Raw genomic sequence first — 12,810 nt, 5'->3', positions numbered from 1 at the left:
GGTCAATTCTGTCCTACCGGCGCGGTATCGGTGAATCGCACCTCGAAGATCTTGGGCCAGTATTTGCCGGTCACGAGGAACCGGTCGGTGCCGGGGATCTGTGCGATGCCGTTGAACACGTCGGCACCGCCTCGTTCAGTGGCCGACATCGAATTCCACAGTGGGGTGCCGTCGATCACGGCGGTCACCGTGCCGGTCGCGGGATCGATGCGCATGATGTCGAATGTCTGCCACACGTTGGCGTACACCGATCCGTCGTCGGCGCATTCGAGTTCGTTGAGTCGCTCGACCGGATTGCCGTCGAGCGTGACGTTCACGGTGGACTCGACGTCGAACGACGTGGGATCGCGGAAGGTGAGGGTGGACGAGCCGTCGCTCATCACGAGGCGGTCGTTCGGTGTCTGCGTGCACAGCCCCCAGCCCTCGCCGTCGTAGTTCACCCGGCGTCGCTCGGCCAGAGTGTTCGGGTCTCGGGCGATCGCGACGCCGTCCTGCCAGGTGATCTGCCACAGGGTGTCGCCGTCGACGGTGATGCCTTCGCCGAACAGGTCGGTCGGCAGATCCACGCGATCGAGTTCGGTCATGGTCTCGAGCGAGGTCCGCCTGACGAACGAGGAGCCTTCCAGTCCGGTGCCCTCGTAGAGGACGTCGCCGTCGATCTCGAAGCCCTGGGTGAATGCGTCGTCGCCGCGGTCGTATTCGCGCACGATCTCTGTCGTCAGGGCCGGAACCGAGTCGGAGGTCACCGGGGCCGGCTGCGTCGACGACGAGCAGGCGGACACAGCCAGCAGCGAGGTGACTATGGCGGCGTAGGTGCGAGCGCTGGCGGTCATTGCACCCATGATGGCAGCCCGAACTGGGCGTCACCGAGTCGATGCGGCAAACTGAATGTGTGAGTTTCGTATCTTCTCCAGAGCTCGATTCCATCCGCCCCGTCTTGGCCGATGCCGTGGACCTCGCGCGGCAGGCTCTGCTCGACCTGGGAGAGGGCGGTGTCGGGGAGTACCTCGGGGTCACCGCTGAGGACGCCAGTGCGGCCACTCACCGGTTCGCCAGCGATCTCGAGGGGTACCGAGGATGGCAGTGGGCCGTCGTGGTCGCCGCCCCGGAGGACGCGGACCACGCCACGATCAGTGAGCTTGTTCTGCTTCCTGGCCCCGATGCTCTCGTGGCTCCGTCCTGGGTGCCGTGGGACGAGCGCATCCGTCCCGGCGACCTGGGACCGGGCGATCTGCTCTCTCCGCGTCAGAACGATCCGCGGCTCGTGCCGGGGTACCTGGCGTCCGGTGACCCTGCGATCGACGAGGTGGCAGGCGAGATCGGTCTGGGCCGAACACAGGTCACCAGCCTCGAGGGGCGCCTCGACGCTGCCCAGCGGTGGCACGACGGTGATTACGGTCCCGATACCGAGATGGCAAAGGCCGCGCCGTCGACCTGCGGGCTCTGCGGCTTCTATCTCCCCATCGCCGGCTCTCTGTCGGCCGCATTCGGGGTGTGCGGCAACGAATTCGCCGCCGACGGACGCGTGGTGCACGCCGAGTACGGCTGCGGTGCGCACTCCGACACCGAACTCCCCACCGGGGCCGGATCGCCACAATTCGAGCCGTACGACGACGCAGCACTCGACGTCATCGCAACGCCGGTTCCCCCGGTGAAGCCGGCCGACAGCGTCGAGACAGCCGACAGCGTCGAGACAACGGACAGCGTCGAGACAACGGACAGCGTCGAGACAACGGACAGCGTCGAGACAACGGACAGCGTCGAGACAACGGACAGCGTCGAGACAACTGAATCGGCCGATACGGTCGAGACGACCGACACCGTCGGGACGACGGGAGTCACCGAGGCTGCCCCGGCAGAGTCCGCGGCTGCCGATCTCGTTGCGTCCGACCAGGCCGACACAGTGGCCGATGATGCCGCGACCACCACCGATCGCGCTGCGCGGGAAGAGGATTCGGCATCTCCGAGCTGATCGATCCGTTCGATACCGGGTCGTTGCGGGAGTCTGTTCTCGCGGCGTGGGGCTCGTCGCCCACCCGGCTTCGGGAGGATTCGGCGTCCGAGTCCGATCTGGTGCGCGGGGGCTACCGCGACCGGCTGTTGACCGAGCTCGCGCAGAACGCAGCGGATGCTGCCCGACGCGCCGGCGTCCCGGGTCGCATGGCGGTGTGGACCGATGACGCCGGTGCCGTCCATGTGGCCAACACCGGTGCTGCGCTGGATGTTTCGGGTGTGCACGCGTTGACCGCCTTGAGGGCGTCGGGCAAGACTGCTGCGGATTCGGGCGTCGGACAGTTCGGGGTCGGGTTCACCGCCGTGCGGTCGGTGTCCGACGAGATCGAGGTGCGATCCCGCAACGGCGGCGTGATGTTCAGCGCGCATCGCACGCTCGAGTCGCTGCGTGAGCGAGACATGCGTACGCCCGACACCGGCGTGCCGGTGCTGCGGCTCGCGTGGCCGGTCGCCGTCCCGCCCGCCGATGGGTTCGACACCGAGATCGTGCTGACGGTGCGAGCCGACGCGGCAGCGAATTCTGTCGCCGCGGGCTTCGCGGACGAGGCGGTCGACCTATTGCTCGAACTGGAGGCGCTGAACTCCATCGAGATCGATGGTGTCGTGATCGACTGCGTCAGAACGACACTCGATGACAGCAGCGCCGAGATCACGATCGGATCGCGAACCTGGCGGCAGTTCGTCACCCCGGCGGCGCGCTGGCTCGCTCCGGTCGTCGACGGTGTGCCCGTTCCCTCGCCGCCCGACGTCTTGCGCGCGCCGACTCGCTCGGACGAGCTGATGTCGTTGCCCGCGTTGGTCATTGCCGATGTGCCGATGCAGCCCGATCGGAGGCGCGTGTTGCCGGGTGTCTCGTTCGACGCGGTTGCGCACGGGTACCCGGACTTCGTGGCCTCGCTGCCTGCCGGGTCGAGGGCGTCGTTCGTACCCGAAGTCGGATTCGCGCGCAGTGAGGTCGACGGCGCACTGCGTGAACTGATCTTCCGCCGATTGTCCAGTGCACCATGGCTTCCCGGTGCCGACGGACGTGACCTCGTGCCCGAGCAGGCGAACGTCATCGCGGACGCCACCGAGGAACTCGTCTCGGCGCTGGTCGACGTCGTACCGAATCCGGTCGACGCATCGCTGTCGGGTGCGCGGCATGCATCGGCGCTGTCGGCGGTGGGTGTGCACCGGATCGGGTTGGCGAGGCTGGCGGAGATGGTCGGTGGGCTCGATCGCGAGCCGAGTTGGTGGCGGCGAGTGTACGACGCCTTGACCCCGCTCGTGGTCGATGGCGTGGCTGCGGAAGAGCTTGCCGCGCTGCCTGTTCCGCTCGCAGACGGTCGTACGGTGACCGGCCCGCGCACGACGGTGATCGGCTCCGATGCCTCTGCCGCGGTCACCTGGGTCCGGCTGGTGCATCCGGACGCGGTGAGTTCGCTGCTCACACGCTTGGATGCTCGGGAGGCGACTGCGACCGAACTGCTCAGCGACCCGGCACTCGAGGCGGCTCTGGACGATCTCGACTGGTACGAGAGCGAGGAGGTCGACCGGCTGGTCGATGCCGTGCTCGCGCTGGCGGGAGAGGCGGGTGAGCTACCGAGTTGGCTGGGCGGCCTGCCCCTCGCGGACGACGAGGGCGAATTGCGCAGCGCCGACGAATTGTTGCTTCCCGGAGCGCCGTTGGCGGATTTGCTGGTTCAGGACTCGCCGTTCGGTGTTCTCGCGTCCGCGGTGGTGGACAAGTTCGGTGAGCGTGCGCTGCGTGCAGTGGGGGTCGGGTGGGGATTCTCGGTGGTGCGTGACGAGCTGCCGACCGGGCCTGATCACGATCTCGACGACGAGGCGGCGTGGTGGTCGAGTCTGTCCGATGAGCCGGAGACACTTCTCGCGGTCCGGGATCTCGACCTCGTTCGATCTGACGCATGGACCGAGGCCCTGACGGTGCTACTCGACGATCCCGGTACCTGTGCGGCACTGGTCGATCGTGAGGGCTACACGGCGTGGTGGCTCAGGCGTCATGCACGACTGCACGATTCGCGTCCGATCGAGTTCCGAGCGCCATCGGACGAGACGTTCGCCGGGTTGCTCGATCCGCTGGATCATCCGCGTGCCGACGAACTGCAGGCGGTGCTCAGTGCGTCGAACTGCGAGAACGCCGATACTGCCCGCGTGCTGCTGGCGGCGCTGTCGGATTCGCAGCGCAACCCGACTCCCGCGGTGATCGCGCGAACCCACACGCTCATCGCCACCGCTGTTGCAGAGCAACGCATCGAGGTCTCGGACATCGATCCACCGGATCGCGTCCGCACGCTCGGCGGCACAGTCGTGGACGCATCGGATGCGCTGGTGATCGACGCTCCGTGGCTGGCGAGCGTGGTACCGCCGGAGGTCGCCGTGCTCTCGGACATGGCAACCGCTGCGGCACTGGCCGATGTTCTGGACGTCGGGCAGGCGTCGGAGGCGATCGGCGGAGAAGTGATCGGTGTAGGACGCGTCAGCTCGTGGGATCGTGAACCGGGAGCCGTGTTGGCCTGTGCCGTAATGGGATTGCCGCTGCCGTCAGGAGGGGTGGTGGTCCATCACGAGCTGGTGGTTCGGCTGTCCGGTGACGTGAGCGGAGATCGAGAAGTCCCGTGGTGGGTGACCGCCGACGGAACGGTCCACTGCACGCAGAGTTGGGAGCGACCTCGTGGGGCTTGACGGTGTGACCCTGGACTGGATGGTCGAGCATCGAGTCGGTTGGGTCACGACGATGTTCTGGATCATCACCACGGTGGGCAACACGGTGTCGATGTTTCTGCTGTCCACGGTGATCGTGGGTGCGTTGCTTCGCGTCGGACGCAGATCGGATGCCGTTGTCGTCGCGGGCTCGATGCTGACCGGGTGGGGTCTGATGAATGCGCTCAAATTCGCGTTCGCGCGGGAGCGTCCACCGATTCCGGAGCGGCTGGTGGACATTGCGAGCCATTCGTTTCCGTCGGGCCACGCGATGGTGTCGATGGTGCTTGCCACGGTGGCGATCGCGGTGATGCTGCGATCGCCTGCTCCGTGGCTGCATCGGCCGGCCCTGCTCGTACTACCTGTGGTCGCGTCCCTGCTGATCGGATTCTCTCGGATCTACCTGGGTGCGCACTGGACCACGGACGTGCTGGCCGGCTGGGTGTTCGGTGCCCTGTGGGGGCTGGGGTCGATCTATGCCGTCAGGCTGATCAGCGCGAGAAATCGGAGCGCTGGGCGATGACGAGCAGCTCGTCGCGCATGGCCGGGCTGGAGACAGCGTTGGCGCGTGCGTAGAGGGCGCGGAGCGAGCGGACGTGGTTGCGGCGGTTGCGGTACTGAGAGACGAGCTTCATGGCCTGGCTTTCGTGGATCTAGTGGTTATCTGAACTGACATAACCCATGGTCCACGTTAACTTTGTGTTACTCAACCGGCTGACGGGTTAGTTTGCCCACGTCAGGGGCGGTGCGGTGACCGGGCTAACGTGATCCTGATCTCAATCGAGGCCTCGTTGGGCGGTTTTGCTTCCGCGACGTGACGCCGCTCTCTGCGCGAGGAAGATTCCGAACCCTACTGCACCCACGGCGATACCGGACCAACACGTCGCCAGTGCGTCGTCGGTGCGCTCTCCTGTGGCGGTGAACACCACCAGCGCGACGATCCAGCCGAGTATGCCGATCGTCAACACCGGCACCGGATCGGTGAGGCTGCGCGGAATCTGGGGGAGGTCGGCCACGAAATCACGCTACGCCACTGCGTTGGTCTCGGTTGCGTCGCTGCAGTTACCCAACTGCTTCGGTGTGCTTTATCGTTCGCTCATGCAATTGTCGTCGCGGCTACTCGACAACTACTTCAAGATCACCGAACGCGGCTCGACGGTCGGATCCGAGGTTCGAGGTGGCGTGGTCACGTTCGTGGCCATGGCGTACATCGTCGTCCTCAATCCGCTGATCCTGGGCAGCTTCTCCGCCGACGACGCAGCGGCCAAGACGGACGTACTCGGCAACATACTGCCGGTCGCCCAGGTCGCCGCCGTCACGGCGCTGGTGGCCGGATTCATGAGCATCGCCTTCGGCATCATCGCCAATTACCCCTTCGGCATCGCAGCGGGCCTCGGCATCAACACCCTGCTCGCGGTGACCATCGCGCCGCAGGTGACGTGGCCCGAGGCGATGGGGCTCGTCGTCATCGACGGCATCATCATCGTGCTGCTGGCCGTCACCGGGTTCCGCACCGCGGTGTTCAACGCGATCCCGCCGGAGCTGAAGGCGGCGATCGCCGCCGGTATCGGCGCGTTCATCGCGTTCATCGGATTGGTCGACTCGGGCTTCGTGCGTCGCATCCCCGACGCCGCAGGCACGACGGTTCCCGTCGGGCTCGGTATCGACGGGTCCATCGCGTCGTGGCCGACGGTGATCTTCGTGTTCGGGCTGCTGCTGATGGGTGTGCTCGTGGTGCGCAAGGTCCGCGGCGGACTGCTGATCGGCATCGTCGTCACGACGATCTTCGCGGCGATCGTCGAGGCCGTCACCGATGTGGGGCCCTCCAACGGCGTCGACCCCAAGGGGTGGAATCTGTCGGTGCCGCAGTTGCCGAGCCAGTTGGTGCAGTCTCCCGATCTGTCGCTGGTCGGCAACGTCGATCTCTTCGGAGCGTTCACGCGCATCGGCGTGCTCGCCGCGAGCCTGCTGGTCTTCACGCTGGTGCTCGCGAATTTCTTCGATGCGATGGGCACGATGACCGGCTTGGGCAAGGAAGCGAAGCTGGACAAGGACGGGACCCTGCCGAACATCGGTAAGGCGCTGGTCGTCGAGGGAGCAGGAGCGATCGTGGGAGGCGGTGCTTCGGCGTCGTCGAACACGGTGTTCGTGGAATCGGCGTCCGGAATCGCCGAGGGGGCGCGTACCGGACTGGCCAACGTCGTCACCGGACTGCTCTTCCTGCTGGCCATGTTCTTCACCCCGCTCACGGCCGTGGTTCCGATCGAGGCGGCTGCGCCTGCGCTGGTCGTGGTGGGTGCACTGATGATCGGGCAGGTTCTCGACATCGACTTCCGCCGCTTCGATTACGCACTGCCCGCCTTCCTGACCATCGTGGTGATGCCCTTCACGTACTCCATCGCCAATGGGATCGGCGTCGGTTTCATCACCTGGGTCGTACTTGCGGTCGGTTCCGGTCGCGCGAAGTCGGTTCATCCCCTGTTGTGGATCGTCGCGTTGCTGTTCGTCGCATATTTCGCCGTCGGACCCATCACCGAGGCGGTTACATGACGCATGGTCGGTACCAGGGCGTATTCTCTGCGCTGTGACGTCGGGAAATGGTGTGAAGGACAATCGGAAATTGGCAAGCGACCTGTCGCTTGCGGTGGTGAGGCTGACTCGCCACCTTCGGGGTAGGCGAGTGGACTCGCAAGTCTCGCTCACTCAGCTGTCGGCTCTGGCCACGCTGAGTCGGGAGGGCGATATGACGCCGGGCGCACTGGCCGCGCGGGAGAAGGTCCAGCCGCCGTCGATGACACGGGTGATCGCATCGTTGGCCGAACTCGGCCTGGTGGCGCGCACCCCACATCCCACCGACGGGCGGCAGGTGATCGTCTCGCTCTCACCGGCCGGTCGAGAACTGATCGCCGACGAGGCCAGTGCCCGCGAAGCATGGATGACGGCGCAGCTCGCAGGCCTCGGTCCCGAGCAACTCGACACACTCCGTGACGCGGTAGCGATCATCGGGGCCCTCGTCAGCGACTCCGAGTAGTTACCTAGGTTTATTATTTGAACGGTGGCCCCTGCTTCCCGTACCCCCGGCTCGACGATGTTCGCTGCTCTCAAGACCCACAACTACCGATTGTGGGCGTCGGGGCAGATCGTCTCGTTGGTCGGCACGTGGATGCAGAGGGTCGCCCAGGACTGGCTCGTTCTGACGCTGTCCGGCGGAAACGGCTTCGCTGTCGGCATCGTCATGGCCCTGCAGTTCGGACCGACGCTGTTCCTCTCGGTCTGGGGTGGGGTCCTGGCAGACCGCTACGACAAGCGCAAGCTGCTGATGATCACCCAGGTCTTCGCCGCGGTCTGCGGTCTGGTGCTCGGCGTCCTCGACGTCGGGGGATGGTCGAACTCTGGCACGTCTACGTCATCGCATTCGTCCTCGGCTGCTCGTCGGCGATCGACGCTCCGGTACGGCAATCGTTCACCATCGAGATGGTCGGCAAAGAGACCCTCGCAAATGCGATCGCGTTGAACTCGATGACCTTCAACATGGCGCGCATCGTCGGCCCTGCCGTGTCCGGAGTACTGATCACCCTCGTCGGCACCGGCTGGGTGTTTCTCATCAACGCCGTGTCGTTCGCGGCGGTCTTCGGTGCCCTCGTGGCGATGAACGTCGGTCAGCTCTTCCGCGTCGAACCCGCCCCACGCGCCAAAGGGCAGGTGCGAGAGGGCTTTCGATACGTCTGGGGACGCGGTGACCTACGAGTACTGCTGGCCACGGTCTTCATGGTCTCGACGTTCGGCCTCAACTTTCCGCTGAGTCTGTCGGTGTTGGCGCGCAACACGTTCGGTAGCGGGGCAGACGCCTACGGTCTGCTCTCGACAACTCTGGCCGTGGGCACATTGGCCGGCGCGACCCTGGCGGCGCGGCGGGCGAGCGCGCCGCGCCTGCGGCTGTTCATCGGTGCCGTCATCGCATTCGGAGCCTTCGAGCTGATCGTCGGATTGATGCCCAACTACCTGCTCGTCGCACTTCTGCTGATACCCACCGGTGCCCTGACGTTGACGTTCACGACGTCGGCGATGAACATTCTGCAGATGTCGGTGCCGTCCGACATGCGCGGACGCGTGATGGGCATCTACATGCTGTGCTTCCTGGGCGGAACTCCGCTCGGCAGCCCGGTGCTCGGCTGGCTCGCCGACGTCCTCGATCCACGCGCACCACTGGTGTTCGGCGGCGTCATCTCACTGGCGACGGGGCTGTTCGCGGCCGTGTATCTACTGCGACACAACAATTTGCGGATCACCGTGGTGCCGCCCGCAGACGGTCACCGGCTGCCCACCCTCGACACCGTGGCCGCCACCGCGAAGGTGTGAGGCGTTCAGATCCAGCCGTGGCGTCGGGCAAGAGCGCAGGCCTCGTGCCGGTTCGCTGCACCCAGTTTCGCAGCCGCCGCAGACAGGTAGTTGCGAGTGGTGCCGGGCGAAAGATGGGCGCGCCGTGCGATCTCCGCGATCGACGCGCCGTCGGCGGCGAACTCGAGCACATCGGCCTCGCGCGGTGTCAGCGGCGAGTCTCCGGCCCCGATGGCTTCCGCGGCCAGCGTCGGGTCGACGTAGCGCCCGCCGCCGTGCACGGTGCGCACCACCTCGGCCAGAGTGGCGGCCGAGGTGGTCTTGGGGAGGAAACCGCGCACGCCTGCTTCGAGCGCCTTCTTGAGGTAGCCCGGCCGGCCGTGGCTGGTGACGATGATCGACGCGCAGTCGGGCAACGTCTCGGCGATCTTCTGGGCCGTCTCGATGCCGTCGATTCCGCCCATCTGCAGGTCCAGCACGGCCACATCGGGGGAGAGCGAGGCTGCGGCGGTCAGCGCCTTCTCCCCGGAGTCGGCCTGCCCGACGATCTCGATGTCGTCCTCGAGATCGAGCATGGTTGCCAGCGCAGCACGGATGAGATTCTCGTCGTCGGCCAAGAGAACTCGGATCATGGTGTGGTCCTTGCGTTCTGGGGCGAGGTCGGCAACGTCGCAGTGAGGGTGAATTCGTCGGTGGTCTGCTCGGTGTGCAGGGTACCGTCGACGGCGACCAGCCGTTCTCGCAGTCCGCTCAGGCCCGTGCCGTCGTCGCGGCCGGTCGATGGCTGCGGATGATCGTTGATCAGTCGAATACTGTTGTCGGTCAGCTCGATCCGGCAATAGGTGGCCTCGGAGTGACGCAGAATGTTCGTCACACCCTCACGGACCACCCACGCGGCGGCCTCGGCTGCGCGCTCGTCGAGCATCGAGGTTTCACCGACGAGCTCGGTGGCGATGCCCGCGGCGGACAGCAGGGACCGAGCGCCGTCGAGTTCCGAGGCCACATCGATCGATCGATAGCCGCGAACCAGCTTTCGGGCGTCGGCCATGGATTCCTGGGCCAGAATGCGAACCTCGTCCATCTGGGCCGCAGCTCGATCGTCACCTCGACGCGCCAGTGCCGCGGCGAGTTCGCTCTTGACCGCGATGGCCGAGAGTGCGCGGCCGACGACGTCGTGCAGATCTCGCGAGAATCGCAGACGCTCCTCGGCAACGGAGAGCGCGGCAGCAGCGTCGCGGGTGGCATCGAGTTCGGTGACGATACGCAGCAGCCACGCCGACAGTTGGACGGTGAAGGCCATGAAGGCGATGAGGAGACCGAGCACCAGTGTTTCCACTGCCGGGGTGCCAAGAGCTGCTGCAAGTCCAGCAGCGGCCACGGCCGCCGCCAGGCACCACCGCAACGGGATCAGCGTTGCGACCGCAGTGGTGACGAGCACGACGGCCCACAATGCATTGTTCGTGGCCCCGCCGGCAACCAGCACCACAGCGGCGACTGCCATGATCGCCAAGGGAATTCGTGGGCTCGCCGTCGACTGGCCGCCGAGCGCGGGGGTGCGCTGAACGACCACGAAGGTCGCTGCGGCACAGACTGCCACGGCCGCCATCGACAGGTAGTCGTCGAACTGCAGTGACGTCAGCATCGCAGCGGCGGCAACACCGACGGTGATCAGCAGAAACGACTGGCGGGTGTAGACGCGCACCTTGTCCACTGCACTGCTGTCGTTCCAGCCGTGCAGTGGATTGAGGTACTGGTGCAACTTCATGATCTCCAGCCTTGCAGACGGTGCGGCGAAAGGGGCGATCTAGGACCGCGGTTCCCAACGGAAGTGCGTGCGGGCGATCAGCAGGCTGCCGACGATCCAGGCGAGCATCACCAGCAGCGGCATTCCGGCTTCGGTGAAGGTGGCAGCGAAGCCGATGGGCGCGTCGCCAGGCGTGGTGGTGCCGAACCAGCCGAGGTTCAGCAGGTCCGAGACCGCAGCCATCGGGGTCAGCTCGATGACCCTGCCGAACGAATCCGGGAGGGCGTCGCGCAGCAGTGAGGAGCCGGCCATGGCCACCAGGATCACCGGCAAGCTGGTGATCTGCGCGGCCTCTGCATTGCGGGTGAACGCCGAGGTGATCAGTGCCAGGGCAGCGAACAGTGCAGCACCGCCGAACAGTGCGGCCACGACCAGCAGTGCGTTGGCGGGGACGGGTCCGCCGAAGGCCAGTACCACTGCACCGACGATCAGGCCGAGGACGACGGTGAGGATCAGCGAGGGTATCGCCGGTCCGAGCAGAATCTGAACGTCCGAGCTCTCTCCGGTGCGAAGGCGCTTGAGTACCAACTCGTCTCGACGCGTGGCGTAGACCGAGAGCATGTTGTAGTACACCATGAACACGAGCAGGAACAGTGCGAAGATCTCGAGTGCAGCTCCGACGCCTGCATCGGTCAATCCGTCATCGCCGCGGCTGCCGACGATCAGCAATGCGACTGGGAAGATCAACGGCATGACGATCGCGTTGAACAGCAGTACTCGGTTGCGTCCGAGCAGCGTGAACTCTGCTCGTGACAGGGCGGTCATCGTGCTCATGCGCTCATCACCTCGTTGTTCTGGATAGCGGAATTGTCGAATTCGTCTGCGATGGAAAGGAACACGGTCTCGAGCGATGCCGCTCGGGCGTCGAGACCGTGCAGGGTCACTCCGTTGCTGCGGGCCCACACGAGCAGGTCGGTGAGCGTGTCCTGTACCGAGGACGTCTGTATCGAGATCGTGTCACCCGAGACGTCCATGGACGTGCCCGGCAGCGACGGCAGTGCCGTGCCAGGGGCCTGCAGTTCGATCTTCGCGGGGTGGTCGGCGACCACCTCGTCCACCGTTCCGCTACGAACGACCCTGCCGCGGTGCATGATCGCGAGTCGATCGCACAGCGACTCGGCCTCGTCCAGGTAGTGCGTCGTCAACATGATCGTCACGCCGGAATTCTTCAGCTCCTGGATCAGACGCCACGTGTTGCGGCGAGATTCGGGATCGAGTCCGGTGGTCGGTTCGTCGAGGAACAGCACTCTCGGGCGGCTTATGATGGCGCACGCCAGATCCAACCTGCGCTGCTCGCCGCCCGAGAGAAACTTCACCCGCGTGTCGGCCCGGTCGGCCAGGTCGACGCGCCCCAGCACCTCCGCCGTCGGCAGTGGATTGCTGCACGTGCCCGCCCACATCCGCAGGCTTTCCGCGGTGGTCAGATCCTGGGGCAGGCCGCCCTTCTGCAGCATGATGCCGAGAGACGGTCGAACCTTGCGGCGATCGGACACCGGATCCATTCCCATGATCCGCACCGTGCCTTCGCTCGGCCGTGAAAGTCCCTGAATCACTTCGAGAGTGGAGGTCTTGCCGGCACCGTTGGTGCCCAGCAAGCCGAACAGCTCACCCTCCGCGATCTTCAGATCGAGCGCCTTCACGGCCTCGAAAGAGGTTTTGCCCGAACCGTAGCGGCGAGTCATGCCGCTGACTTCGATGATGGTCATGATTGCTTCTCCCAGTTGCGGAGTCCGATGACGAACCGCACGCCCATGAAGGCGACGATGACGCCGAGTGCGACGAATGCCGGAAGGGACGTGCCGACGATCGCGAACAACACGGCGACGATCGCGAGACTGATGACGATGACGACGATCTCACGCGCCATCGTCGGAGCCGGCCCGAGCTCCATGAGATCGGTGAACAGGTTTCCCTCGTCTGGTTGCTTCATGACTACGAGTCTGCTGCGCCCG

At 65.7% G+C, this 12,810-nt stretch carries 12 protein-coding genes and 2 pseudogenes; 6 read left to right on the top strand and 8 right to left on the bottom strand.

The window, feature by feature from the left end:
- Positions 1–2: 2 nt before the first annotated feature.
- Entirely contained in the window at positions 3–842 is an 840-nt protein-coding gene (locus NY08_RS12220; RefSeq protein ID WP_082073785.1) for a glutaminyl-peptide cyclotransferase, read from the bottom strand.
- A gap of 32 nt (positions 843–874) precedes the next feature.
- On the opposite strand from NY08_RS12220, the pseudogene NY08_RS12215 reads away from it, so the two are divergent.
- The 3 genes and pseudogenes from NY08_RS12215 to NY08_RS12205 form a co-directional block, all read left to right on the top strand.
- Positions 875–1,625: pseudogene (locus NY08_RS12215) on the top strand (DUF3027 domain-containing protein); the annotation flags it as partial.
- A gap of 370 nt (positions 1,626–1,995) precedes the next feature.
- Positions 1,996–4,698, top strand: a complete 2,703-nt coding sequence (locus NY08_RS12210; protein ID WP_235387189.1) for a sacsin N-terminal ATP-binding-like domain-containing protein — start codon at positions 1,996–1,998, stop codon at positions 4,696–4,698.
- Positions 4,688–5,239 carry a phosphatase PAP2 family protein gene (locus NY08_RS12205; RefSeq protein WP_235387187.1) on the top strand — a complete coding sequence of 184 codons (552 nt, stop codon included), beginning with the start codon at positions 4,688–4,690 and terminating at the stop codon, positions 5,237–5,239. Before NY08_RS12210 ends, NY08_RS12205 begins: the two co-directional genes overlap by 11 nt.
- Here the strand turns inward: NY08_RS12205 and NY08_RS26070 are convergent.
- Positions 5,208–5,351: a hypothetical protein gene (locus NY08_RS26070; RefSeq protein WP_155289340.1), complete on the bottom strand. Its 144-nt coding sequence runs from the start codon at positions 5,349–5,351 to the stop codon at positions 5,208–5,210. The genes NY08_RS12205 and NY08_RS26070 overlap by 32 nt on opposite strands.
- Before the next feature lie 141 nt (positions 5,352–5,492).
- Positions 5,493–5,732, bottom strand: coding sequence for a DUF2530 domain-containing protein (locus tag NY08_RS12200; protein ID WP_032395851.1), 240 nt, complete (start codon positions 5,730–5,732; stop codon positions 5,493–5,495).
- An 82-nt stretch (positions 5,733–5,814) separates the two neighbouring features.
- Between NY08_RS12200 and NY08_RS12195 the strand changes: the two genes are divergently transcribed.
- The 3 genes and pseudogenes from NY08_RS12195 (at position 5,815) to NY08_RS12185 (ending at position 9,075) form a co-directional block, all read left to right on the top strand.
- Positions 5,815–7,266 (top strand): NCS2 family permease, encoded by a 1,452-nt coding sequence (locus tag NY08_RS12195; protein WP_032395850.1) that lies wholly within the window; start codon positions 5,815–5,817, stop codon positions 7,264–7,266.
- A 52-nt stretch (positions 7,267–7,318) separates the two neighbouring features.
- Positions 7,319–7,747: a MarR family winged helix-turn-helix transcriptional regulator gene (locus tag NY08_RS12190; RefSeq protein WP_032396280.1), complete on the top strand. Its 429-nt coding sequence runs from the start codon at positions 7,319–7,321 to the stop codon at positions 7,745–7,747.
- A gap of 57 nt (positions 7,748–7,804) precedes the next feature.
- Positions 7,805–9,075 (top strand): annotated as a pseudogene (locus NY08_RS12185) (MFS transporter).
- 5 nt (positions 9,076–9,080) lie between these two features.
- Here NY08_RS12185 and NY08_RS12180 read toward each other — a convergent pair.
- From NY08_RS12180 to NY08_RS12160, 5 genes are read right to left on the bottom strand one after another with little or no spacing between them, the layout of a single operon-like run.
- Positions 9,081–9,686: a response regulator transcription factor gene (locus NY08_RS12180; protein WP_045196615.1), complete on the bottom strand. Its 606-nt coding sequence runs from the start codon at positions 9,684–9,686 to the stop codon at positions 9,081–9,083.
- Positions 9,683–10,819, bottom strand: coding sequence for a sensor histidine kinase (locus NY08_RS12175; RefSeq protein ID WP_045196614.1), 1,137 nt, complete (start codon positions 10,817–10,819; stop codon positions 9,683–9,685). The genes NY08_RS12180 and NY08_RS12175 overlap by 4 nt, the downstream gene beginning before the upstream one ends.
- 39 nt (positions 10,820–10,858) lie before the next feature.
- Complete coding sequence (locus NY08_RS12170; protein WP_045196613.1) at positions 10,859–11,632, bottom strand: ABC transporter permease; 774 nt, start codon at positions 11,630–11,632, stop codon at positions 10,859–10,861.
- Complete coding sequence (locus NY08_RS12165; protein ID WP_045196612.1) at positions 11,629–12,564, bottom strand: ABC transporter ATP-binding protein; 936 nt, start codon at positions 12,562–12,564, stop codon at positions 11,629–11,631. The genes NY08_RS12170 and NY08_RS12165 overlap by 4 nt, the downstream gene beginning before the upstream one ends.
- Complete coding sequence (locus tag NY08_RS12160) at positions 12,561–12,788, bottom strand: hypothetical protein (RefSeq protein ID WP_082073783.1); 228 nt, start codon at positions 12,786–12,788, stop codon at positions 12,561–12,563. The genes NY08_RS12165 and NY08_RS12160 overlap by 4 nt, the downstream gene beginning before the upstream one ends.
- Positions 12,789–12,810: the final 22 nt, after the last annotated feature.

It is taken from the genome of Rhodococcus sp. B7740 (assembly GCF_000954115.1).
Classification (GTDB): Bacteria; Actinomycetota; Actinomycetes; order Mycobacteriales; family Mycobacteriaceae; genus Rhodococcoides.
This window is presented reverse-complemented; position numbering and strand designations above follow the sequence as displayed.

Bases quoted from the DNA above. Each gene is read 5' to 3' on its own strand.
- NY08_RS12195 (WP_032395850.1), top strand. From the start codon at position 5,815: ATGCAATTGTCGTCGCGGCTACTCGACAACTACTTCAAGATCACCGAA.
- NY08_RS26070 (WP_155289340.1), bottom strand. From the start codon at position 5,351: ATGAAGCTCGTCTCTCAGTACCGCAACCGCCGCAACCACGTCCGCTCG.
- NY08_RS12165 (WP_045196612.1), bottom strand. From the start codon at position 12,564: ATGACCATCATCGAAGTCAGCGGCATGACTCGCCGCTACGGTTCGGGC.
- NY08_RS12180 (WP_045196615.1), bottom strand. From the start codon at position 9,686: ATGATCCGAGTTCTCTTGGCCGACGACGAGAATCTCATCCGTGCTGCG.
- NY08_RS12160 (WP_082073783.1), bottom strand. From the start codon at position 12,788: ATGAAGCAACCAGACGAGGGAAACCTGTTCACCGATCTCATGGAGCTC.
- NY08_RS12175 (WP_045196614.1), bottom strand. From the start codon at position 10,819: ATGAAGTTGCACCAGTACCTCAATCCACTGCACGGCTGGAACGACAGC.
- NY08_RS12220 (WP_082073785.1), bottom strand. From the start codon at position 842: ATGGGTGCAATGACCGCCAGCGCTCGCACCTACGCCGCCATAGTCACC.
- NY08_RS12170 (WP_045196613.1), bottom strand. From the start codon at position 11,632: ATGAGCACGATGACCGCCCTGTCACGAGCAGAGTTCACGCTGCTCGGA.